The sequence below is a fragment of the Mesorhizobium comanense genome, assembly GCF_005503535.1.
In the GTDB taxonomy this organism is placed as follows: Bacteria; Pseudomonadota; Alphaproteobacteria; order Rhizobiales; family Rhizobiaceae; genus Mesorhizobium; species Mesorhizobium comanense.
Genome location: NZ_SCNN01000001.1, coordinates 849,011 through 871,966, shown reverse-complemented (window position 1 = coordinate 871,966; position 22,956 = coordinate 849,011). Strand labels below are relative to the sequence as shown.

Annotated in this window: 22 protein-coding genes; 14 read left to right on the top strand and 8 right to left on the bottom strand. The window is 62.7% G+C overall.

Annotated features, from left to right (window positions below; genetic code table 11):
* The first annotated feature begins 325 nt into the window (after positions 1–325).
* From FFS37_RS04050 to FFS37_RS04035, 4 genes are all read left to right on the top strand, one after another.
* Positions 326–1,093, top strand: coding sequence for an SDR family NAD(P)-dependent oxidoreductase (locus tag FFS37_RS04050; RefSeq protein ID WP_137929630.1), 768 nt, complete (start codon positions 326–328; stop codon positions 1,091–1,093).
* A 75-nt stretch (positions 1,094–1,168) separates the two neighbouring features.
* A complete protein-coding gene (locus FFS37_RS04045; RefSeq protein WP_137929629.1) occupies positions 1,169–2,239 on the top strand; it encodes a sugar ABC transporter substrate-binding protein in 1,071 nt (356 codons plus the stop codon).
* Between the two features lie 67 nt (positions 2,240–2,306).
* The gene (locus FFS37_RS04040; RefSeq protein WP_171026153.1) at positions 2,307–3,851 is read left to right on the top strand and encodes a sugar ABC transporter ATP-binding protein; all 1,545 of its coding nucleotides are present in this window, start codon (positions 2,307–2,309) and stop codon (positions 3,849–3,851) included.
* Positions 3,848–4,882: an ABC transporter permease gene (locus tag FFS37_RS04035; protein ID WP_137929627.1), complete on the top strand. Its 1,035-nt coding sequence runs from the start codon at positions 3,848–3,850 to the stop codon at positions 4,880–4,882. The genes FFS37_RS04040 and FFS37_RS04035 overlap by 4 nt, the downstream gene beginning before the upstream one ends.
* A 92-nt stretch (positions 4,883–4,974) precedes the next feature.
* Here the strand turns inward: FFS37_RS04035 and FFS37_RS04030 are convergent, their stop codons facing one another.
* Positions 4,975–5,994, bottom strand: a complete 1,020-nt coding sequence (locus FFS37_RS04030) for a LacI family DNA-binding transcriptional regulator (protein WP_269750780.1) — start codon at positions 5,992–5,994, stop codon at positions 4,975–4,977.
* 200 nt (positions 5,995–6,194) lie between these two features.
* Here FFS37_RS04030 and FFS37_RS04025 point away from each other — a divergent pair, with 200 nt between their 5' ends.
* Positions 6,195–7,313 (top strand): mandelate racemase/muconate lactonizing enzyme family protein, encoded by a 1,119-nt coding sequence (locus FFS37_RS04025; protein WP_137929625.1) that lies wholly within the window; start codon positions 6,195–6,197, stop codon positions 7,311–7,313.
* A gap of 187 nt (positions 7,314–7,500) precedes the next feature.
* On the opposite strand, the gene FFS37_RS04020 is transcribed toward FFS37_RS04025, so the two are convergent.
* The 6 genes from FFS37_RS04020 to FFS37_RS03995 all read right to left on the bottom strand — a co-directional run bounded on the left by FFS37_RS04020 (position 7,501) and on the right by FFS37_RS03995 (position 14,061).
* Complete coding sequence (locus FFS37_RS04020; RefSeq protein WP_137929624.1) at positions 7,501–9,006, bottom strand: ATP-binding cassette domain-containing protein; 1,506 nt, start codon at positions 9,004–9,006, stop codon at positions 7,501–7,503.
* Positions 9,003–10,052, bottom strand: coding sequence for an ABC transporter permease (locus FFS37_RS04015; protein ID WP_137929623.1), 1,050 nt, complete (start codon positions 10,050–10,052; stop codon positions 9,003–9,005). The genes FFS37_RS04020 and FFS37_RS04015 overlap by 4 nt, the downstream gene beginning before the upstream one ends.
* 68 nt (positions 10,053–10,120) lie before the next feature.
* Positions 10,121–11,230: a sugar ABC transporter substrate-binding protein gene (locus tag FFS37_RS04010; protein WP_137929622.1), complete on the bottom strand. Its 1,110-nt coding sequence runs from the start codon at positions 11,228–11,230 to the stop codon at positions 10,121–10,123.
* A gap of 38 nt (positions 11,231–11,268) precedes the next feature.
* Entirely contained in the window at positions 11,269–12,408 is a 1,140-nt protein-coding gene (locus FFS37_RS04005) for a mandelate racemase/muconate lactonizing enzyme family protein (RefSeq protein ID WP_137929621.1), read from the bottom strand.
* An 11-nt stretch (positions 12,409–12,419) separates the two neighbouring features.
* Positions 12,420–13,298, bottom strand: coding sequence for an SMP-30/gluconolactonase/LRE family protein (locus FFS37_RS04000; protein ID WP_137929620.1), 879 nt, complete (start codon positions 13,296–13,298; stop codon positions 12,420–12,422).
* 13 nt (positions 13,299–13,311) lie between these two features.
* The gene (locus tag FFS37_RS03995; protein WP_137929619.1) at positions 13,312–14,061 is read right to left on the bottom strand and encodes an SDR family NAD(P)-dependent oxidoreductase; all 750 of its coding nucleotides are present in this window, start codon (positions 14,059–14,061) and stop codon (positions 13,312–13,314) included.
* A gap of 459 nt (positions 14,062–14,520) precedes the next feature.
* Here FFS37_RS03995 and FFS37_RS03990 point away from each other — a divergent pair, with 459 nt between their 5' ends.
* Genes FFS37_RS03990 through FFS37_RS03960 form a run of 7 tightly spaced genes read left to right on the top strand, consistent with a single transcriptional unit; the run spans position 14,521 to position 20,377 of the window.
* Positions 14,521–15,603 carry a tartrate dehydrogenase gene (locus FFS37_RS03990; RefSeq protein WP_137929618.1) on the top strand — a complete coding sequence of 361 codons (1,083 nt, stop codon included), beginning with the start codon at positions 14,521–14,523 and terminating at the stop codon, positions 15,601–15,603.
* Complete coding sequence (locus tag FFS37_RS03985) at positions 15,596–16,465, top strand: amidohydrolase family protein (protein WP_171026152.1); 870 nt, start codon at positions 15,596–15,598, stop codon at positions 16,463–16,465. The genes FFS37_RS03990 and FFS37_RS03985 overlap by 8 nt, the downstream gene beginning before the upstream one ends.
* A 9-nt stretch (positions 16,466–16,474) precedes the next feature.
* On the top strand, positions 16,475–16,954 hold the full coding sequence (locus tag FFS37_RS03980; RefSeq protein ID WP_137929616.1) for a VOC family protein: 480 nt from the start codon (positions 16,475–16,477) through the stop codon (positions 16,952–16,954).
* Positions 16,951–17,283 (top strand): EthD domain-containing protein, encoded by a 333-nt coding sequence (locus tag FFS37_RS03975; protein ID WP_137929615.1) that lies wholly within the window; start codon positions 16,951–16,953, stop codon positions 17,281–17,283. Before FFS37_RS03980 ends, FFS37_RS03975 begins: the two co-directional genes overlap by 4 nt.
* 12 nt (positions 17,284–17,295) lie before the next feature.
* Complete coding sequence (locus FFS37_RS03970; RefSeq protein ID WP_137929614.1) at positions 17,296–18,063, top strand: SDR family NAD(P)-dependent oxidoreductase; 768 nt, start codon at positions 17,296–17,298, stop codon at positions 18,061–18,063.
* 20 nt (positions 18,064–18,083) lie between these two features.
* Positions 18,084–18,854, top strand: a complete 771-nt coding sequence (locus FFS37_RS03965; protein ID WP_137929613.1) for an SDR family NAD(P)-dependent oxidoreductase — start codon at positions 18,084–18,086, stop codon at positions 18,852–18,854.
* A complete protein-coding gene (locus tag FFS37_RS03960; protein ID WP_232375560.1) occupies positions 18,851–20,377 on the top strand; it encodes an acyl-CoA synthetase in 1,527 nt (508 codons plus the stop codon). The genes FFS37_RS03965 and FFS37_RS03960 overlap by 4 nt, the downstream gene beginning before the upstream one ends.
* 44 nt (positions 20,378–20,421) lie before the next feature.
* Here the strand turns inward: FFS37_RS03960 and FFS37_RS03955 are convergent, their stop codons facing one another.
* The gene (locus tag FFS37_RS03955; protein WP_137929611.1) at positions 20,422–20,658 is read right to left on the bottom strand and encodes a biotin/lipoyl-containing protein; all 237 of its coding nucleotides are present in this window, start codon (positions 20,656–20,658) and stop codon (positions 20,422–20,424) included.
* Between the two features lie 244 nt (positions 20,659–20,902).
* On the opposite strand from FFS37_RS03955, the gene FFS37_RS03950 reads away from it, so the two are divergent.
* Positions 20,903–21,910: an alpha-ketoacid dehydrogenase subunit beta gene (locus tag FFS37_RS03950; protein WP_137929610.1), complete on the top strand. Its 1,008-nt coding sequence runs from the start codon at positions 20,903–20,905 to the stop codon at positions 21,908–21,910.
* Positions 21,907–22,941 carry a thiamine pyrophosphate-dependent dehydrogenase E1 component subunit alpha gene (locus tag FFS37_RS03945; RefSeq protein WP_137929609.1) on the top strand — a complete coding sequence of 345 codons (1,035 nt, stop codon included), beginning with the start codon at positions 21,907–21,909 and terminating at the stop codon, positions 22,939–22,941. The genes FFS37_RS03950 and FFS37_RS03945 overlap by 4 nt, the downstream gene beginning before the upstream one ends.
* Positions 22,942–22,956: the final 15 nt, after the last annotated feature.

Sequence of the window (22,956 nt, the reverse complement as noted above, 5' to 3'; positions counted from 1 at the left end):
TCAGGTTTGATGATGCACCATCACACCTAGGGACTGCACACCTAGACCGCCCGAACCGCCTATGTGCAGGGCGGAACCGGATGCGGTCAACAGCCCATCGTCACATGAGCCTTATCGACGGGATGGCGACATCTAGCCGGCATAACACAAAATGATGGAAACGATATTTCAATTCATCAGCTTCTTTTCGTCACAAATTTAGGGTTTTTTGCTGATTTCATGCTGGTGTCCTGCCGTCTTGACAGGTTTCTCGGAAACGATATTGTTTTGAGCTGCTGAGCTTAGAGCGACCAGATGTCGACTTGGCGAATGATGGAGGTGTCGAATGCGGGGCCTGCGGGGCAAGGTCGCTGCGATCACTGGCGCCGGCTCGGGAATTGGCCGGGCCGCTGCGTTGCGGCTTGGAGACGAAGGTTGCAAGGTAGCGATCCTCGACTGGAACGGCGAGGGAGCGGCTGCAACCGCCGAGCAGATAGAAAAGGCCGGCGGCAGCGCCATCGCCATCAAGACCGACGTCACGCAAGAGGCTCAGGTTGAAGCCGCGTTTTCACGCATCGTCAATACATTTGGGCGGCTCGATATCCTCGTTTCCAATGCCGCCATCTTTTCGGGCGAACGCGACGGCAAGGTGGACGGGCTGCCCAAGGCCGCGTGGGATGAGATCGTCGGCGTCAACCTGACCGGCATGTACCTGACCTGCAAGCATGGCGTCGCCGCCATCAAGGCCACCGCCGGCAAGGGCGCGGTGGTGTTGACGGGCTCGCCGACCGGCATGTCCGGCTGCACGCCCGCCAATGTCGCCTACGGCTCCAGCAAGGGCGGCGTCCATGGACTGTCGCGCGTGATGGCTGTCGACCATGCTCCCGAAGGCATCCGCGTCAACGTCGTGGTGCCCGGCTTCACACTGACGCCCATCGTACGCGAACTTGTGGCCGACCCCAAGGTCTATGAGTGGCAGGTGCAGAACATACCTCTGAAGCGCGGCGCCGAACCAGAGGAAATCGCCGGCGCCGTAGCGTTCCTGGCGTCGGACGACGCCTCCTACATGACGGGCTCGTTCATGTTCGTCGATGGCGGCCTGACGGCCATCTGAGCGACCGGAATTCTGGACGCCATGGCGCCCGACCGCGCACTGCAGCCTTAAACGACAATCAGGGAGGAACGATCAATGGCCATCAAAAAGACCAGACCGACACTCGTACCCGGCGCCATCGCGCTGGCGCTTGGCATGTCGAGCGCCCATGCCGAAGACATCACCATAGGTTTCGTCGCCCATGCGCAGGGCGACCCCTTCGTCCAGCAGATACAGGACGGCGCGCAGGCCGCCGCAGCCGATCTCGGCGTCAAGCTCGTCGTCGCCCAGCAAGCGGGCGGCGCGCCCGAAGGTCAACTGAAACTGGTACAGACCTTCGCCAATTCGGGCGCGCAAGGCATCGCGACATCAGTGCCCGGCGAATCCATGGCCAAGGGCCTCAACCAAATCATCGGCGGTGGCGTGCCGATCGTGCAGTTCAACCTGCTGTCGACGGAGGTCAATGCTCCCTATGTCGGCGAGAAATCCGTCGAAAGCGGCCGCATCCTCGGCCGGATGGTGGTCGACAAGCTTGGCGGTGCCAGCGCCAAGGGCACGGTTATCCTTGGCAATTGCTTCCCCGGCTTCCCGGTTCTGGAGAACCGCGCCAAGGGCGTCGAGGAATCGCTGAAGAAAGCGCCAGGTCTGAAGGTGCTCGGTCCGTTCGACGTCAAGGTTTCCGCCGTCGACAATTATAACCGCTGGGAACAGCTTTATGGCGCCAATCCTGAAGCCGTGGCGCTGATCGGCCTGTGCGCGCCGGACGTCACCAGCCTTGGCAAGCTGAACGCCGCCAATGGCGACAAGTTCGTCGCCGGCGGCTACGACTTGACGGAACTCAACCTCAAAGCGGTCAAGGAAGGCCATGCCTATGTGACGATCGGCCAGAGCGCTTTCGTACAGGGTTACCTGCCCGTTGCCCTGCTGGTCAATGCGATCAAGGGCGGCAAGAAGCTCAGCGCTGGCTTCTACAATGCCGGCTCGCAGATCGTCACCGCCGACAAGGTCGATATGGGTAACGGCTTGCCATCCGTCTCGTTCGATGAGGCGCAAAAGCTGGCGGCCGATCCGGCCGCGACGGCAGCCTATTACAAGGCATGGACCACGACGCTTACCGCCGACATGCTCTCCGCAACGCCAAAGCCGATCTCCGCGGAATCCGAGTGACGGCTTCGGCAATCCATTTCAAGATCGGGGGCGGTCTCAGGACCGCCCCTTATCTCGTGGGAAGATCATGTCCGGTCCGCCGATGATTTCCGTGCGCAATCTTGCCAAGCGCTATGGCGGCGTTATCGCGCTCCAGGACATGAGCCTGCACGTCGAGCGGGCCACGATCCACGCCGTCGTGGGCGAGAACGGCGCCGGCAAATCGACGCTGATGAAGGTGCTTGCCGGCGTCGTCCGGCCTGATAGTGGCGCCATCGAACTCGACGGCCACGCTGTGACCATCGACAGCCCCAATGCCGCGCGCCAGCATGGCATCGGCATGGTCTATCAGGAACTCAGCCTGTTTCCCGAGCGGTCGGTGCTGGCCAATCTGTTCGTCAACCGCGAGCCGGTGCGAAGCGGCCTGATCTCCAAGCGCGAAATGGAGGCGCGCAGCAGCGACTTGCTTCGGCAACTCGGTCTGCACGTCGATGTGCACGCACCCGTCAGCCGTCTCAGCATCGGCGAGCGTCAACTCGTGGAACTCGCCCGCGTGCTGCTCGAGCATCCCCGGCTGCTGATCCTTGACGAACCGAATTCCGCGCTCAACCAGCGCGAGACCGAGCGGCTGTTCACGGTGCTGGAAGGGCTGCGGGCCAAGGGCATCACCATGCTGTACGTCTCGCATCGGCTGGAGGAGGTTTTCGCCATCTCCGATCGCGTCACGATCACCCGCAACGGACGCGATGTGCTGACGAAGGATCGTTCGGAACTGACCATACCCCAGGTCATCGAAGGCATGATCGGTCAGCAGCGCGAGGCATTGTTCCCACCTCCCTTGCCGTCGACGGTAGGCGCGACACGGCCGCAGATGACGGTCAAGGGCCTGGCGGGCGGCAGGCTGGCCGATGTCAGCTTCACCGCGCGTTCCGGCGAGATCGTCGGGTTGGCCGGACTTGAAGGGTCCGGCGTAGCTGATCTTCTCGACATGCTGTTCGGCATGCGCAGGGCGCGCGGCGGCGAAGTGCAGTTTCCCGACGGCAGCAGCCTGCCGAAAAGCGCGACCGAGGCGGCACGGCGCAATGTCTGCCTCGTTCCGGCAGACCGCCGCCGCAACGGGCTGATGCTGGACAAATCCATCCTGTTCAACATCTCCAACGTGGTCGTCGGCGCGCGTGACTGGGGCACGCCTTGGTATTCGCCTAAGACCGCGCTTGACCGCTCCAACCGCCAGATCGACGCACTGCGCATCAAGGGATTGCCGCATGCATTGGCGAACTCGCTGTCGGGCGGCAACCAGCAGAAGGTCGTCATCGGCAAATGGCTGGAGATCGGGCCCCAGGTTTTCCTGCTCGATGATCCGACGCGCGGTGTCGATATCGGCGCCAAGCGAGAAATCTACGCGCTGATCCGCGAGATGTCGGCCAATGGCGGCATCGTGCTGTTCAGCTCGACCGAACTGCCCGAACTGATCGGGCTCTGCGACCGCATCCTCGTCCTCTATCAAGGCCGGCTCGCCGGCGAGGTCACGGGAGCCGAGATGAACAGCCACACGGTTCTGCATCTGACCAATACCGGCGAAATGCCCGGTGCGAACCGTAGCAAGCCAGTGCGCCAGGGGGACATGGCATGAGCAAGACCGATCTCATTCCGCCGCTCGCCGGATCGGCCACCCGCGCTGCCCGGCGTGGTTTTCGCATTCCCGAGGAAATCGGCGTCATCATCGCGTTGGTCGGAATGATGGCGATCATCGGCTTTGCCCGGCCCCGCTTCCTCAATCCGATCAACCTGTTTTCGCTTCTGGGCAACACGACGTTCCTTGGCATGCTGGCCATCGGCATGGTGTTCCTGCTTGCCATCCGCGAGATCGACCTTTCGGTGGGCTGGATGTTCAACTTCTCCGCGGTCTTCGCGGCGCTGCTGATGGTCGCGGGCATCGACCCCTGGCTTTCCGCCTTTGCCGGGGTGCTGTTCGGCGCCGGCCTCGGCCTGATCAACGGCCTGATCGCCGTCACGTTGCGACTGCCCGCCATCATCGTGACGCTGGGCACCTATTCGATGTTCCAAGGCCTGTCGCTGGTGGTCAACAAGGGACGCGCAATCGTGCCCGCGGACCAGAGCAGCAGCTTCTTCTCGATGATCTCCGACAAGCTGTTTGGCATCGTGCCGGTGGCGGCACTGGTTTTCATCGCACTGGCGCTCGCCATGCATGTCGTACTTCACCGCACCCGCTTCGGCTACCGCGTGCAAGCCGTCGGCAGCAACCCCGAAGCCGCCGCCCATGCCGGCATTCCAACCGCCTGGGTGCGCCTGCAGACGCTGGTGCTGATGGGTGCCATCTGCGGGCTTTCGGGCGTGATGTATGTCGGCTTCCGCGGCGCCATCGATCCCAACGAAGGGAGCGATTTCGTACTGGTGGTGATCGCCGCCGTGATCATCGGCGGCACGCCGCTGTCGGGTGGTCACGGCACGATCATCGGCGCGGTGATCGGCATGATGATCATCCAGGTGATCTCAAGCGGGCTGATCTTCTTCGGCATCGATGCGACATGGAGCACCTTCGTCACCGGAGCGGTGACGGTGATGGCGGTGTCGCTGGACCGGCTGATCAAGTTCCAGCGCACAAGGCGCATCGAGCTCGGTAAGGAAAATTTCCACGCCTGAGGCAGGCTCAATCTTTTTTGCTTGAGCGTGATCTCTCGACAAACGGGACCGTTTGTCCGAGAAAGCCGAACGCCACCTTTCGGGATCATGCTCTATCGCTTCGGAACAGGCAGGCAGGATCCACCCATGATCAGTTGCGTCGGGAACGCTATGCGTTGTGCCGGACGATCGCTGTGGCCGCCGAGCCGCTCGAGCAGAAGCTGCGCTGCGGTGCGGCCGATTTCCTCCACGGGCCGGTCGATGAGCGTGATCGGTCCCGGATAAAGCAACGCGACATCCGAGCGGTCGCAGCCGATCAGCGAAATGTCCTGGGGCACGGACACGCCCTGCTGCTGGATGGCTCGCAGCACGCCGACAAGGATGCGGTTGCCGGCAGCGATGATGGCTGTCGGGCGTTCCGGCATCTGCAGGAGGGCTGTCGCCTCGCGGAAACCGAAATCCACCGACAGGCTTTGCGAACGGATCAGATCTTCCGGCACCGGCAACCCGCTGCGCTGGAACGCCTCGATGAAGCCGCGTACCCGCTCACGTCCCGGCCGGATGTCGCTGCCGGCGGTGATAATGGCGATGCGGCGATGTCCGAGTTCGATCAGGTAGCTCGTCGCCTGCCGCAGTCCGGTGGCATGCTCGGTCAGCACGGCGTCGATATCGAGCGGGATGTCGCGGTCGAGCAGTACCGAGGGAACGCGCAATTCCTTCAGGCGCTTGATGGTGCGGGCATCCTGTTCGTTGTTGATGGTCATGATCATGCCATCGGCGCGACCATGCTGCAGCATGTCGATGGCGGCCGCCTCTTCGGCGGCGCGGCCGTTGGTGCTCATCAGATAGAGCGAGTAGCCGCGCTGGCGCATTTCCGCGTCAACCGCCTTGAAGCAGCTGGCATGCCAGGGGTTGGCAATATCGTCGATGACGAAGCCGACAGTCATGGTATTTCGACGACGCATGTTCTGCGCACGCGAATCGGGCTGGAAACCGAGCTGCTGGATCGCTGCGCGCACCTTGCCAAGCGTTCCCGGCCTGACGGTCTCAGGTGCGTTCAAACTCCGTGAAACGGTTCCGACAGAGACGCCGGAAACGCGCGCCACATCCCGTATTGTCGCCGGCTTGTCCATGCCCTTCCTCACGCAGCCCCCTTGTCGACCCCTCGGGTCAGACGTCGCATCAAGCCGCCGAAACTCATATAAAACTTGAGTCTAACGTGTCCAAGGCCATTCGGGCAAGGAGATTAGCAACGCGCCGGCACTTGACCTCCGGAGAGTGGCCGGACTATTCTGGAAACGTTTCTATTTCTGTTTCAACATCAGAGCTCATCATGGTCGCACAGCTGAAGATCGAACGCATAGAATGCGTGCCGCTTTGCATGCCCCTGCCCCGCACGTTCCGGGGCAGCAATTATTTCATGACCCACCGCTGCACGATCATCACCCGCATCTACACCGCGCAGGGAATTGTCGGCGAGGTCTACAATGGGGACGAATTCGAAACCCAGGCCGAGGTGGTCAGGATCATCCTCGATGAAATCCAGCCGCTGCTGATCGGCAAGGACGCCTTCAACATCGAAGGCTGCTGGGAAGCGATGCGCAAGCCGAGCTACAACATATTGCGGGACCGCAAGCTTGCCATGTGCGCGCAGGCCTGTGTCGACAGCGCGCTTTGGGACACGATCGGCAAGGCGCTGGACATGCCTCTGCACAAGCTCTGGGGCGGCTACAAGGACAAGCTCCCGGTCATTTGTATCGCCGGATATTATGAGGAAAACAAGACGTTAGCCGATTTCGGCCGCGAGATGGAGCAGATCCGCGCCAGTGGCTATTCCGGCTGCAAGTTCAAGGTTGGCGGCCGCACGCCGAAGGAGGATGCCGAGCGCGTGCGGGCCGCGCGCAGTGCGGTGGGCGACGACTTCACACTGCTGGTCGATGCCAACCAGGGCTGGAGCCTGGCGGAAGCCGTGGCGTTTTCGCGCCTTGCCGCGGACCTCAACATCCGCTGGTTCGAGGAACCGGTGCGCTGGTACAATGACCGGCTCGACATGGCGGCGGCCCGCAACCAGACGGGCATTCCGATCGCCGCCGGGCAGAGCGAGATCAGCCGCGCCGGCTGCCGCGACCTGATGATGTCGGGCGCCATCGACGTCTGCAATTTCGACGCCAGTTGGGGCGGCGGGCCGACGGAGTGGCGCCGCGTCGCAGCACTTGCCTCCTGCTTCACCGTCGAGATGGGCCACCACGAGGAACCGCAGATATCCGCCCACCTGCTGGCCTCGATTCCGAACGGCACATATTTGGAAACGTTTCACCCGGACCGCGATCCAATGTTCTACGCCCTCGTCGCCAACCGGTCGAAATTCGACAATGGCAGCTACGACGTGCCGCAAGGGGCCGGCTTCGGACTCGTCCTCGATCAGAGCACGATCAGCAAATATCGCGTGTAGGCGGTGCTTTGCGACCAAGGAGGATCGCCGCGGGCCGCGGCGATGGTTGAATGGCCTTTTCGGGACCCCCTGTTCCCGAATTTCCCTAGAGCGGTTCATCATTTCACGGAAACGCCGAACCATTCTATCTCTTTTTTTGACGCAGTTCCCAAGGGGAAAACCGTTTCACACTTTTCCCGGAATTGCTCTAGGCGGCCTCGTCCTTGCGACTTTCCTGCTCAAGGCGTGTGATATCGGTCGCCAGTTGCTCGACCTGTGCATAATCGGCGATCCGCAACGAATGCGCCATGGCACCGTCCGCCACGACATGCACCCGGTCGGCGGCTTCGTAGACTTCCAGCACTTCGGTGCAGAAAATCACCACCGTGTTGCCCTGGTCGGCATAGTCGCGCAGCAGGCGATAGATCTCGGCCTTGCTGTGGATGTCGACGCCGCGTGTCGGCTCTTCGAGCAGCAGCAGTTTCGGGGCGCAGTGAAGCGCCTGCGCGATGGCGACCTTCTGCTGGTTGCCGCCTGACAGCGAGCGGATTGGTTGAGTCGTGGTTCCTGTCTTGACGAGGAAGCGCGACACCGCCGCCTTGGCCAGCGATTTCATTTGCCGCATCTTCAACATGTAGCCCGCGCCTGCAATCTGCGGATAACCCAGGCGCACCAACAGATTTTCACCAACGGAAAAGTTGCTGTAAAGGCTGAGTTGACGCGTCGCCGGCACATAGGCCGTCAGCATGTCTAGTGCCACCGATCCCGACATGGTGCCGATCTGGATCGATCCCGTGCACTTCTCAAGCCCGGCCAACGAGCGCAGCAACTCGCGCGCGCCCGAACCTTCGACGCCGATCAAGGCGATGATCTCGCCCGGAAGACCTTCGAAGGCGATATCTGAAAATGCCGTCCGATGCGTCCAGTCGAGCGTCTGAAAAAGCGGCGGGTGGCCGGCAAAGTCATGGCCGCGATCGCGCACTGCCAGAGTCAAGCTGGCGGCGCTTTCCGTGACCAGTTGCCTCGCTATGGCATCCTCGGTCAGCGCATCGCCTTCCAGAATGACGCGCACCTTGCCATCACGCACCACCGCGACACGGTCGCAATGAGCCACGAAGTCGGCGAGGCGATGCGTAACCAGGACGACGATGCGCCCCGATGCCGCCAGCTTGTGGATTTCTCGGAAAAGCTCATCGGATTCTTCGGCGGTCAACGCCGAATTCGGCTCATCGAACAAGAACACCCTGGAATCCCGGGCCACGGCGCGGGCGATTTCGGTACGCTGTTGCGTCGCCAGTGAACAATCCTCCAGCGCCTTGTCCTTGAGGTGCCCGATGCCAAGCGCGTCCATCACCGCGGCGTCGGCTGCGCTGAGGACAGGATGGCTGTTGCCACTACCCTCGCGGCCAACCATGACGTTCTCGGCCACGGTTAGGTTTGGGAAGAGCTGCGGCTCCTGGTGTACGACGGCAACGGCCTGCCATTCATCGGCCGGCGACCAGGAGCGGCCGTCGAAGGTGAGCTTGCCGAGGGTCGGCCGCTCCTCGCCCGCGATCATGCGCACCAGCGTTGATTTGCCGGCGCCGTTGGGTCCGGCGACACCGAGGACTTCTCCGGGCCTGAGATCCAGATCGACGCCCGCCAATGCCAATGTCGCGCCATAGGCCTTGGCCACGCCACGAAGTGAAATGCCGCGCTCCAGGACAGGGGTCATGACGAGCGGCTCTTGCGCAGCTTGGTCAGGAACAGGTCCAGCGCCACCGCGCCGATTGTTACCGCGCCGAGGAAAATCTGCTGGACATAGGCGCCGGGCGACAGGATCGAGAGGCCGAGCTGCAGTTCCGCCAGAAGCAAAGCGCCGCCCAGCGTTCCAATCACGGTGCCCTTGCCGCCGGAAAGGCTGGCGCCACCGATGATAACCGCCGCAAAGACGGGAAACGTGGCGGACAATCCGGTGTTGGGCTGGCTGGTCTGGATGAAGGAGAAATCGAGCACGCCCGCGACCGCGGCCAGCACGCCGCAAAGCACGAAAGCCATTACCTTGTAGCTGCGCACCGGCAAGCGGGCTAGCGACGCCGCGACCGGATTGCCACCGATGGCCATCAGCCGGAAGCCGAACAGCGATCGATGGAGAAGCAGTCCGACGACTATAGCGATGGCGATCATCCAGATCACTTCGATAGAGAGCTGGAAAGAACCGATGCTTTGCGTGAGGCCGACGAAGAAGTCGAGCTCCCCCTTGGGCACGGTCTTCCCGGCCGGAGGATAGGCGGGGTTGAAGGTCCCTGTATTCGAGACCCACAAGGTGACACCGTACAGGAGGTTGTAACTGCCTAGCGTGACGATGAAGGATGGGATCTTGAGCTGCGTCACCAGCATGCCGTTGAAGAGACCGACAAGGGCGCCAACGAGAATGGCCAGCGGCATCGCGAAATAGACGGGTATGCCGTGGACGATCCACATCACGGCCAGGGAGTTGATGGCAAGCCCGTAAATCGCGCCAAACGACAGGTCGATCTCGCCAACGACGATCACCAGCGTCAAACCAAGCGCCATGATGGCGACCGAGCTCATCGAGCGCAGAACAGAGCCGCCCATGTTGAGATTGGCGACGTTCGGATTGATGGCGATGAAGATGAGCGCGACGACAACAATGGCGGCAAACAGCCCCCCGAGCCGCAAGGCGACGTCGATCGTTGCCTTGCCGGCCATGGACATTGACGGGCGCGGCGCGGACTGCGTGGTTTCGGTGTTGGTCATCGCATCCTCATGGCAGAAAAAGCAGAAGGCGAGCCGCGGGTCGCGCGGCTCGCCTTATCCTATAGACCTTACTGGCCCATCGTGCGGTTCAGTTCTTCGCGGGCCTTTGCGACGCCGTCCTTCAGCACGGCCTTCAGCGTCTGCGTATTGGGCAGGATTTCACCGTTCTTCAGGAAGGCGGCACAGGCCACCGAACCGAAGCCAGCCTGATCGGGCCAGCGCTGATCGAGTTGCGCCACCTGGATACCCTTCTCGATACCGTCGAGCTGGCCGAGCGATGAGTTCCATCCGATCGTGAACACCTTGCCGACAAGGCCAAGGCTCTCAATGGCACGGTCGGCATGCTCGGCGCCGATGTCGACGTTTTCAATGAACTGGACGTTAGGATTGGCGGTCAGGAACGAGCGGTAAGTGTCGTAGGTCTGGCCGGGTTCGTAGCTGGTGTTGAGACCGTTGGCCTCGGTCGTAACGAAGGTGGCGTCGGGGATGGCGGCCTTGATTGTATCGACGAAGCTTTTCATGCGGCCCTGAGCCCATTCAACCGTGGGATCGCCACCCGAAACGGCAAAGACCTTGATATCGGTCTTGTTGTTGTCCTTGATCCACTTGAGCACCGTCTCGGCGGCATACTTGCCTTCCTGGAGAGGTATCTGCGTGAAACGGGTGAACTCATGCCCGTTGGAAGGCACGCCCGACGTGAAGACAGGGATGCCCATGTCCATCAGCTTGTTGGTGATGGCGGTCATGGAGTCGCCGCTAACGGGCTCGATGCCGATGCAATCGATCTCGCCCGCGGCGAGCTTGGCCTCGATCTGCGACACCTGCTGGTTCGGATCGTTCTGAACCGGCGCGATGGAGGCGCAGTTCATCGGATAGATCGGCTGCGCCATCTTGCAGCCCATGTCGAAGCCCGCGGCGAATTGCGGCGAGAACAGCGGAATGCCCGATGCCTGATAGGAAAACACATAGTTGATCTTTTCGCCGGCCTTGACCTTGGCGGCGATGCGATCCGCCAGCTTGAAGGTTCCCCAGTCACGCTTGACCGTGAAGGGCGCGCCCTCGACCTTCTCGCCGGTCAAAGGGATCTGCGTGTCGACATTCTGCGCCGATGCATGACCGGCGGAGAGCATGGTGCAACCAAGTGCCGCGGCCATTCCGTATTGTACGATTTTCCTCACGATTTCCTCCCATTTTGAATTGAGCTTCTGCTTCCGGTCTAAAGTCTGCCGAGCACCTTTTCGCTTCGATATCCCTCGACCACCTCTTCGATGACCTCGATGCCGAGGCCAGGCCCGGTCGGCGGGTAGACCCAGCCGTCGACATGCTCGAAAGGCTTGGTGACGAGGTCGTGCTGCATCGGATTGCGCAGCGGCTTGAACTCGAAAAGCTTGCACGCCGGCGAATTGAACGAGATGGCGAGACTGGCGGCGGTGACGATGGCCGACGACCAGGCATGCGCGTTGGCCTGCCTGCGATAGAACTCGCAGCGTTCGGTCACCTTCTTGAAGCCGGTGATACCCTCGGCGCGGCCGGGATCGACGCCGATGACATCGACCGTGCCGGTGGCCAGCACGCGCTCGAACTGCTCCAGGGTCCACTCCCGCTCGCCATAGGCGATACGCGTGGTGGTCTTGGAGCGCAGGTTGGCGTAACCTTCCGGGTCCCAGGCGCCCAGCGGTTCCTCGATCCAGGCGAGGTTGTACTCCTCCATCGCCTTGGCGCGACGCACGGCATCCGTGACGTCCCATTTGATGTTGATACCATTGTCGATCATCAGCATCTTGTCGCCGAGCACTTCGCGCATCGCCTTGACATAGGCGACGTCGCGCTTGTGGTCGTAGCCGAGATTGGCGTTGCCGCGCTTGCCGAAACCGGTCTTCAGCCCTTGAAGTCCGGTGGAGACCCACTCCGCCGTTTCCTGCGCCATCTCCTCGATGGATTCGTAATGGGCATGGCACGATGCGATTGCCGGCAGCCGCTCATGCACGCAGCCACCTAGCAGATCGAGCACGCTGCGGCCGAGCGCCTTGCCCTTCAGGTCCCAGAGCGCGATGTCGATCGCTGCGGTGGCATAGGAGGCAATGCCGCCATGATAGCCATACCACCAAGCCTGCTGCTTGTTCTGCCGCCACAGCGCCTCGGTCTGCACCGGGTCCTTGCCGATCAGATTGGGCGCCATGCCCTCGATAATCGCCTTGGCGGCGAAATTCGCCTCCGGAAACTGGGTAATGGATTCACCCCAGCCGACCTGGCCATCATCGGCGGTGATCTTGGCCAGGCACAGATGACGCAGCGCGTTGAAGTCGTTCGGTTCTGGATAGCTGACCGGAATCGCTTCGACCTTGGCAATCTTCATGATGGACTTTCCTAACCAATCGCGCCGCGAAACAACGGCATGCCTTCTACCCCGACATCGACTTCGACCAGTTGGCCGGTCATGGCGGCGCCGGAGGTGTCGAACGGCCCCATGTCGCAGACGAACAGCTTGCCGCCCTTGCCGAAACAGCAATTGAGCAAGGTGCCGCCGACGTCGAGGAAGTGCAGGTGTTTGCCTTCCCGGGAGAGCACGTCGACGCCGCCCGAGGCGACCGTCGTGATCCACAGATTGCCGTCGACATCGATCTTCAGGCCGTCGGGAATATGCCCTTCGGCCAGCGTGTGGATGACCGTCTTGGTGCCGTCAGGCTTCCGCCTGACAACGCTCAACGTGTAAGATTCCACCCACACGATCGATCCGTCCGGCTCGGCGACGATGCCGTTGGGATAGACATGGTCGAGCTCTTCCAGAATTCTGGCCACGCCGTTCTTTTCGATGACGATGATGCGTCCCGGATGCGGCTTTTCGGCCTGGTTCCAGTCACCTGAATCGGTGAAATAGAGCCGCCCGTCCGGACCGAAAGTCAGATCGTTGGGGCCGTCGAATTTCACGCCATCGGCCTCGCTCACCAATATCTCGACCTTGCCGCCAGCCGATGTCTTCTGGATCGATGGCGGCCGGTGGACCGGGGCGACCCAGGTGCCAACATTCGGCGTCTGCGTCGAATAGACGGCGCCATCGCTGCCAAGCATGCATGCGTTCGGACCACCGCCGACAAAGGCATAAGTAGCCTGGTTGTTGGTCTTCGGATCCCAGACGCCAATCTCGCTGGCATAGGTGTTGGCATAGATCACGCGCCCATCGTCGAGTTCGTAGGGACCTTCCGGATGTCCAAGCCCCCTGGCCCGTGTGATCATCGGCTTCTTCATGCTTATCCTCCGTTCACCAGGTCACCAGGCCGCCGGTGAAGTTCACCGCTTGCCCGGTCATGTAGGCTGCCTCGTCCGACAGCAGGAACCAGATGGCGCCGGCGCATTCATCGGCACTGGCGGCGCGCCCCAGCGGCACGGTGCGCGTGCGCGCCTCCTCGAGTGTGGCGATCTCCGTCCGGCGCAGCCTGGAGACACTGGCGAGCACATTGTCCTGCATCGGCGTATCGATGATCCCAGGGCAGATGGCATTGACCCGGACCGGCCGGGAGGCGAGCGCATAGGCGAAGGATCGGGTGATCGACAGGATCGTCGTCTTGGACGCGGCATAGGCCGCGACTTCGACCGTGGAGGCGAGCTTGGAAGAGCTGGACGACAGATTGACGATGGCGCCGCCCGGCTTCAGCTTCGGCCCGATGGCCTGGCACAGGAAAAACACCGACTCGGCATTCACAGCCTGTACCTGGCGCCAGTCCTCCAGGGTGATGTCGAAGATCGACTTGACCATGATGATGCCGTGGGAATTGACCAGGTAGTCGGCGCCGTCGGCGGCCTCCGCCAGCTTTGCGCGCCCGGCCGGGTCGGTGAGATCCACGCTCTTGATCCGGCAATCGGCGCTCGCCAGATCGTCCAGCCTGGCCGCATCGATGTCGACCGCCAGCACATCGACGCCCTCACGCAGGAGGCGCAAAGCAACTGCCTTGCCGATGCCGCTGCCGGCTCCGGTTACAATGGCGCGGCGGCTGCGCATTGGCGAACCCATGGTGCTCCCTGTCTTTCGACATGCCAACAACGCGTGGCTATCACCTCACCGCGTTGCGACGAGATCGAGACCCGATGTCTGCATGCTCCTCCGGGAGCCAAGCTCCCACTCCCGACTGACTATATTGAAACGTTATTGTTTGATGCAAGCGATTTTTGGAGCGACCGCGCCGGCCACCGCCGCGGAGTCCGCCGATAAGCGCATGGTGCCACGCCAGGGCGGCGCTGAATTTCCCGTCGAAGACAGGAGATTCAAGGCATATATGCGAAATTCAATTGCCGCTCTTGCCCATTTTGAGCCCCATAGAATCGAAACCATGCCTTTCTCGCCGACAATCGACGAATGGCGGCGAGGCCACGCGGCCCGCACAAGACGCACTTGCAATGCTCCTGCAGGCTGGCTATTAATTGAAACGATATTTTTCCTGAACCCCCAGACCGCACCAGAGAAGAGAGAACCATGCCTTCAGCGAAGATCGCGGTCATCGAAGGAGACGGAATCGGAAAGGAAGTCGTTCCGGAGGGCGTGAAAGTCGTCGAGGCGGCCGCGCGTGTCTTCGGCATCGATCTGGCATGGGATCATCTCGACTGGGGCTGCGATCATCATGCCAGACTTGGCAGGATGATGCCGGAGAACGGGCTCGACCGCATTGCCGGACATGATGCGATCTTTCTCGGCGCCATCGGCTGGCCGACCGTCTCCGATGTGGAATCGCTGTGGACGCTGCTGATGCCGATCCGACGCAATTTCCAGCAATATGTGAATCTGCGGCCGGTGCGGCTCTTCGAGGGCGTGCCCTCACCGCTGGCACGGCCAGGCGCGATCGATTTCTACATCGTGCGCGAAAATAACGAGGGTGAGTATTCCGAGGTCGGCGGCCGCATGTTCCCCGACACCGACCAGGAAATGGTCATCCAGGACACGGTGCTGACGCGCTTCGGCTGCGACCGGGTGATGAAGTTCGCCTTCGAACTGGCGCGCAAGCGCAAGCGCAGGTTGACTTCCGCGACGAAATCCAACGGCATCATCCACACGATGCCATTCTGGGACGAGCGGTTTCGCGCTGTCGCAGGCGATTTTCCCGATATTGCCACCGAGCAATACCACATCGACATCCTGACCGCGCATTTCGTGCGCCGCCCCTCAAGCTTCGATGTCGTGGTGGCCAGCAACCTGTTCGGCGATATCCTGTCCGACCTTGGTCCGGCTGTAACCGGAACGATTGGCATCGCGCCTTCAGCCAATCTCAACCCGGAGCGAAGGTTCCCGTCCATGTTCGAGCCGGTGCACGGCTCCGCACCCGACATTGCTGGCAAGAACATCGCCAACCCGATCGGCCAGATCTGGTCGGGCGCCATGATGCTGGAACATCTCGGTGCCAAGGATGCCGCCGACGCGATTGTCGTGGCCATCGAGCGCGTGCTGGCTTCCGTCGAAAACCTGACGCCTGACATGGGTGGCAATGCGTCGACAACCTCGCTCGGCCAAGCCATTGCCGATGCGGTGTCCATTCACCCGGTCGAGGCACGCCGCCATGGCTGATATTCCTTTCGTCGACACGCATTTCCATCTGCACGACATGAAGCATGCGCAATTGCGCTACGGCTGGCTGGAGCCCGATGCGGTGCACGGTTTCCTGCCCGACACCGACCCGCTGAAATCCCAGCACTATTTCATCAAGGATTACATCGCCGAAATCCGCTTCGCCAACGTCCCCAAGGCCGTGCATGTGCAGGCGGCGGTCAACACGCCCGACCCGGTGGTCGAGACCGAATGGCTGCAGAGCTTCGCCGACAAGACCGGCTATCCGCAAGGCGTTGTCGCGGAATGCCATCTGGCCCGGCCCGACGCGGCGCAGGTGCTGGACCGGCACCTGAAGTTCGCCAATGTGCGCGGCATCCGCAATTTCGGCGACGGGCGCTATCTGATCGACAAGGCATGGCGCCGCGGCTTTGCCGAACTCGGACCGCGCAACCTTGTTTCGTGCATAGACACCCGCGCCGAACTGGCCGACGACATCCTCGACCTAGCGCGCAGCTTCCCAGAAATACAAATCTGCATCGACCATTGCGCGATCCCGTTGGGCCGCAATGCCGCGAGCTTCCAGCGCTGGAGGGCGGCAATGGATGTGATGGCCAAGTCCCCGAATGTTACCATGAAAATATCCGGGCTCGGCATGGGTGATCCGCTTTGGACGGTGGATTCGATCCGTCCCTATGTGCTCGGCAGCATCGAGGCGTTCGGAACCGGCCGTGTCGTCTTCGGCACCAACTGGCCGGTGGACCGCATGTTCAGTTCCTATCCGGATGTGATCAATGCGTATGCCGAGATCATTTCCGGATTTTCCACGGCGGAACAAACAGCGATGTTCTCGGGCAATGCCGAGCGCCTGTTCAGGATATGAGGCGGCAACATGCCTGACGCTATCGAAGCGATCGAAGGTGTCCATCACATCGGGATGAGCGTCGCCAGCCTGCAGGCCGCGCTCGACTTTTGGGAGGGCTTTCTCGGCAGGCCGGCACGCTGGAGCACGGTGCTCGACCGGCCCTATCTCAGCCGGGTCGTCGGCTATCCCGGGATCACCATCAAGGCGGCATTTGTCGACTTGCCCGGCGGTGGCGTGATCGAGTTGCTCGACTATCAGGCCGTAGAGCGCAGCTCCAATGACGAAGTGACGGCCAACCCCGGCAATGTGCATCTCTGCCTCAAGGTTTCCGATGCCCGCGCGGTCTGGCAGCGGGCCGTCAGCTGCGGCGCCCGGCCGATCTCTCCAGACGGTCCGGTCGCCATAGACGGTGGCCCCAACATCGGCGCGCAAGCGGCCTATCTGCGCATCCATGACGGCATTACGCTGGAGCTGTTCCAGATTCCGCCAAAGGCAGCCACATCATGATCAAGCGCGTCAGTTTCCTGCGTCGCAAGGAGGGGCTCAGCAAGGAAGAGTTCTTCGCCCACTGGACCGGCCCGCATGCCGATATTGTCCGCCAGATGCCTGGTGTCCGTGGCTTGCGCTTCGGGCGCGTGCAGAGCTGGTCTCCGGAAGACGCCGCGTGGGACGGCGTCGGCGAGGTCTGGTTCGACAGCATCGAGGACGCGCACAAGGCCTTCGCCACCGAGCCGTTCCACTCGATGCTGGTGGAAGACCGCAAGAAATTCATGCGCGAGGCGCAATCGTGTTTCGTCACCGAACAGACGGTGATCGCGCCACCGTCGGAAAGCTGACAGGAGGAACCCATGGCGTTCGACATCGGCTCCGGCCTCGAAGGAAAAGCCGTATTGGTCACCGGCGGTTCGGGCGGCATCGGCCGCGAGGTCTGCCTGGCCTTTGCTGCGGCCGGATCGCGCGTTGCTGTGGTCGACATCGACCAGGGCCGTGTCGACGCGCAGGTGGGGGAAATGGAAGGCGGACCGCATCTGGCGATCGGCCACGACCTGCGGCCAGTCAGTGGTCATGCCGAACTGATCGCACAGGTGGTAGGAGCATTCGGCAGACTTGACGTGCTGGTGCAGACGGCGGCTGTGCTGATCCGCAGGGCAAGCGTCTTCGATGTCAGCGAAGCCGACTGGGACATTCAGCACGACGTCAACCTCAAGGCCTCGTTCTTCCTGTGCCAGGCTGTTGCCCGCACCATGAAAGAGCAAGGCACGGGCGGCAGGATCATCAACTTCACCTCGCAGGGCTGGATGAGCGGCGGCTTCGGCGGCTCCGTGGCCTATGCGGCGACCAAGGGCGGCATCGTCTCGATGACGCGAGGCCTGGCGCGCTCGCTGGCCAAGGACAAGATCACCGTCAATGCGGTATCGCCGGGCGCGGCCGACACCGCGATGATGCGTTCGGGCATGGACGATGCGGCATTGGCCGCTACCGTCGCGCAGATACCGCTCGGCTACATGGCCGCACCCTCTGAACTCGCCGGCTCCGTGCTGTTCCTGGCATCCAACCACGCCAGCTACATCACCGGCGCCACCATCAATGTCAGCGGCGGCTGGCTGATGTACTAGCGGGCAAGGAGGAGCAAGCCATGACGCAAGCTCTGTTGGGAAAGGTCGCCGCCATAACCGGGGCGGCACGCGGCATCGGCGATGCCATCGCGGCTCGCTTCCTCGAGGAAGGCGCGAGGGTCTTCTCCCTTGATCTCAGCGAGCCCGACGAAAAGCGCGAAGGCGTGACCTATCTGACCGCCGATGTTGCAAATACCGAGAGCGTCGCGAAGGCATTCAGCCAGATCGACCGGACGGCTGGATGTGTCGACGTGCTGGTCAACAATGCCGGCGTGCAACGGGTCGCCCTGGCAGAGAACATGCCGATCGAGGACTGGCATCTGGTTCTCAACACCCACCTGACCGGAATGCATCTGTGCAGCGCACAGGCGATCCGGCGCATGCGGGAGCGAGGCAGCGGCGGCGCCATCGTCAGCATCGCGTCGGCGGCGGGCATTGTCGGCATCCCCGGCCGTGGACCCTACAGCGCCGCGAAGGCAGGCATCGAAAGCCTGACGCGCGTCTACGCCACGGAGGTCGCTTCCGCCAACATCCGCGTGAATGCGGTGGCCCCCGGCTCCACGCGCACCAAGCTCATCGAGCAAGGGCTGAAGGATGGCTCCATCCGTGGCGAATGGCAGGTCGAACGCATTCCGATGGGGCGGCTCGCGGAGCCTGTCGAGATCGCCGATCCGGTCGTCTATCTCGCCAGTGACCGGGCCAGTTACATCACGGGCCAGACCCTGGTCGTTGACGGCGGCTGGACCGTGCAGGGCATGGTGCACATTGCAGACTGGCTGCGGGTCTCTTGATCGCGAAATCCTTCAATCTCGCGGATCATTGCGTCGGTCGCGCCGCGCGCGCGACGCCTGACAAGGCGGCGCTGATCGTGGTCGGCGATGCCGGCAAACCCGAACAAGCCGAGCGCTGGACCTATGCGGCCCTCGACCTTGCCGTGCGCAGTGTCGCCGCGGGGCTGCTTGCCGAAGGTCTCACTGGTGGTGACCGGATCCTGCTGCGCCTGCCCAACACCAGCGACTATGCCCTGCTGTTCTTCGGCGCCATCTCGGCCGGCCTCGTGCCAATCCCCGTCTCCTCGCAACTCACGGAAGGCGAAGCCGCTTTTCTGCTCGACGATTCCGCCGCCTCGGCCATCACACAGACCGGGCCGCTGGCAATCGCTTCGATCCCGTCGGACTGCAAGATCATCGACGAAGAAGTGATCGGCCGTCTCAAGGCGTCGCCACCGCTTCCGACCCATGCGGACACGGAGGCAGAAGCGCCGGCCTACATGATCTACACATCCGGCACGACCAGCCGCCCCAAGGGAGTCGTCCACGCGCATCGTACCGCGCTTGGTCGCACACCGATGCACCGCGACTGGCAGGGGCTGACCGCCGATGACGTCATGCTGCATGCCGGCGCGTTCAACTGGAGCTATACGCTGGGCGTCGGGCTGCTCGACCCCTGGGCCTGCGGCGCCACCGCCGTGCTCTACAACGGGCCGAAGGATATCGAGGTGTGGCCCAAGCTGATCGACGCCGTCGGCGCCACGCTGTTCGCCGCCGTGCCTTCGCTGTATCGCCAGATGCAGAAATACTGTTCGTTGACACCGAGCAGCCTGCCAACGCTGCGGCACGGTCTTGCCGCAGGCGAGGCGCTCAGCCCTGCCGTCCTCGACGGCTGGCGGACCGCCACGGGGCGGGAGATCTACGAGGCGTTCGGCATGAGCGAATGCTCGACCTTCATCTCCAACCACGCGGGCATGCCGATCCGTCCGGGCAGTCCGGGCAAGCCGCAGGGCGGACGACGCATCGCCATTCTGCCGCTTTCGGGTTCGAACGAGCCGCTGCCCACCGGGAACATCGGGCTGCTTGCCATCCATCGCGGCGATGCCGGCCTGATGCGTGGCTATTGGCGGCGCGCTGATGAAGAAAGCCAGGTTTTTCGCGGCGACTGGTTTGCCGGCGGCGATCTCGCCGCTTTCGATGAAGACGGCTATCTCTGGTATCACGGCCGCGCCGACGACATGATGAATGCCGGCGGCTTCCGGGTCTCGCCGCTGGAGGTCGAGGCAGCGCTGGCGCCCTGCCCCGGCATCGCCGAAATCGCGGTCGCCGAACACCGTGTGCGCGGTGACGTTTCGGTGATCGCCGCCTATGTGGTGCGCAAGGAAGGCGTCGATGTCAGCGCAGAAGACATCGTCGCCATGGCCGGCAAACGCCTAGCCGCCTACAAATGCCCGAGGCAGGTGTTCTTCGTTCCCAGCCTGCCGCGCAGCGCCAATGGCAAACTGTTGCGCCGCGATTTGAACATGTCGGCGATCTCGTCATGATCGCCGCTGCAGTTTTCGGTCAAGCCCAATGGCCTGCCCGCCTGTCAGACCTCGAGCACGAGTGTCGGGGCGCCGGTTTTGACGTCATCGCCGACAGCAATCAGGATCTCCACCACAGTGCCGCCAAAAGGCGCGGGAATCTCGATCTGGCTCTTGTCGGTTTCGACAACGAACAGCGTCTGCCCCTCAACGACCCTGGCGCCAATCTGGGCCTGGATATCGTTAATCACGACTTCGTCGACGGCGTCGCCGACCTTGGGCATCTTAAGGGTGGAACGCATCGTCTATTCTCCGTGTGCAACGCCAGTACTGAGGGGAATCCACCGGTCGCCGGAAGGTCGTACGGTGGACGCGCGAATTCGCCAGAGGGCTGTGACCGCATCAATCCATCGAAAGCACGCGGCTCTTCCACAGCTATAAACAGAGTGATGTCCGGCATCAATAAAAACGTTTCCAAATTTTTTCGACTGGGCTAGCTTCATGCCCTGCACACACGGCTGAACAGCGTATTGGGAGGTTTGAACCTTGGCTAAAATCTGGATACGGCAGGCGGTCCTGAGGGCCCTTGACGATGCGATGACGGATGATCCGAGCGTCATCGTCATGGGTGAGGATGTCGCCGTGGCCGGCGGCCCGTTCAAGGTGACCGAAGGCCTGCTTGCCTCGCACGGACCGGAACGGGTGATCGACACGCCGATTTCCGAAATGGCCTTCATGGGTGCGGCGGTGGGTGCCGCGGTCTGCGGCCTGAAGCCGGTGGTCGAGATGATGTTCATAGAGTTCATCGGCGTCGCGCTCGACCAGCTGACGACGCAGGCGGCGACGATGCGTTATCTGTCGCGCGGCCGGCTGACGACGCCGCTCGTCGTGCGCGCATCGGCCGGCGCCGGCCAGGGCTTCGGCTGCCAGCATTCGCAGATGCTCGACCATTGGTTCCGGGGCACGCCGGGCCTCAAGGTCGCCGTGACCAGCAACGCCCGCACGACCTACGGCCTGCTGCGTTCCGCGATCGAGGATCCGGATCCCGTGGTGATCCTCGAGCCGCGCGTGCTCTACGCCGAGCGCGAAGAATATGAATTCGACCGCGACTACCGCATTCCGCTCGGCCACGCCGAGATCGCGCGACCGGGAACCGACGTAACGCTCGTCACCTGCGGCGCCATGCGACGTGTCGCGCTGGCGGCGGCGGAGGCAAGCAGCGCCAACATAGAGGTCATCGATCTCCTGACATTGTGGCCCTGGGACCGCAAGACCGTGATGGACTCGGTTGCCCGCACCGGCCGTCTGGTCACGCTGGAAGAGGCGCCGGCCGGCAGCGGCTGGGGCGGCGACGTCGTCTCGTCGATCGCAGTCGAGGCGTTCGGCAAGCTGAAGGCCGCACCGCATCGCATCACCCTTCCTGACGCGCCCGTGCCCTACAGCGGCGCCCTTGAAGCCCGCTTCCTGCCAAGCCCGGCCTATGTGGCGGACCAGGTGGCCGCACTGGTCTCGACCAACAAACCGCCCTTGCCCTGGTGGAGGAATGCAGCATGACGATTTCCAATTCCAATTCGCCCATCGCCCGCCGCGAAGCCCTGCAGGACAGGCTGGAGCAGCTCACGCGGATGATCGAGATCCGCTTCGTCGAGGACCGCATCCAGAAGCTGTTTGCCGAAGGCCATATCCGCGGCAGCACGCATCTGGCCAGCGGTCAGGAAGCGGTTTCGGTCGGCATAGCCCGCTCGATCGATCCCGACGATGTCGTCACCTGCACCTATCGCGGGCATGGTCACGCGCTCGCGCTTGGCGTGACGCCGGAAGGCGTGATCGGCGAGATCTGCGGCCGCGTCATCGGCTGTGCCGGCGGCCTTGGCGGTTCCATGCATCTGGTCGAGCCGGAGGTTGGCCTGCTGCCGACCGCCGCCATCATCGGCGCAGGGTTGCCCATCGCCTGCGGAGCGGCGATGGCCGCACGGGCGCGCGGCAAGGATCGCGTCGCCGTCTCGATCTTCGGCGACGGTTCGGCCAATATCGGCGCCTTCCATGAATCACTGAATTTCGCGGCCATCCGCAGACTGCCGGTGGTGTTCGTGTGCGAGAACAATCTCTATGGCGAGTACACGCGCATCGAACTGTCGACACCGGTCGAGGACATCGCGGTGCGCGCCGCCAGCTACAATATGCCCGGCGTCATCGTCGACGGGCAGGACGTCGACAAGGTCGCTGAGGCGATGGCCGTCGCGGTCGCGCGGGCGCGCCGTGGCGAAGGTCCGACCTTGATCGAAATGAAGACCTATCGCTATTCGGGCCATTCGCGGTCCGACCCGGCAACCTACCGGCCGGCCGGCGAACTGGACGCCTGGTTGAAGCGCGACCCCATCGACATTCTTGCCGACAGGCTGGTCAGCGAGAGCATTCTGGCGCCGGGTGGTCTCGACCAGTTGAAGGCCGAGACGCGCGACGCGGTGGAACGGGCAACCGCCGAAGTGCTGGACTCGGCGGCACCTGATCTCGGAGAAATCCTGTCGCATGTCGGCGCCTCTTCGGCCGGAGGGGATCAGAGGTGGCATTTCTGGTCCCGATAGCATCCAGGCTTACGA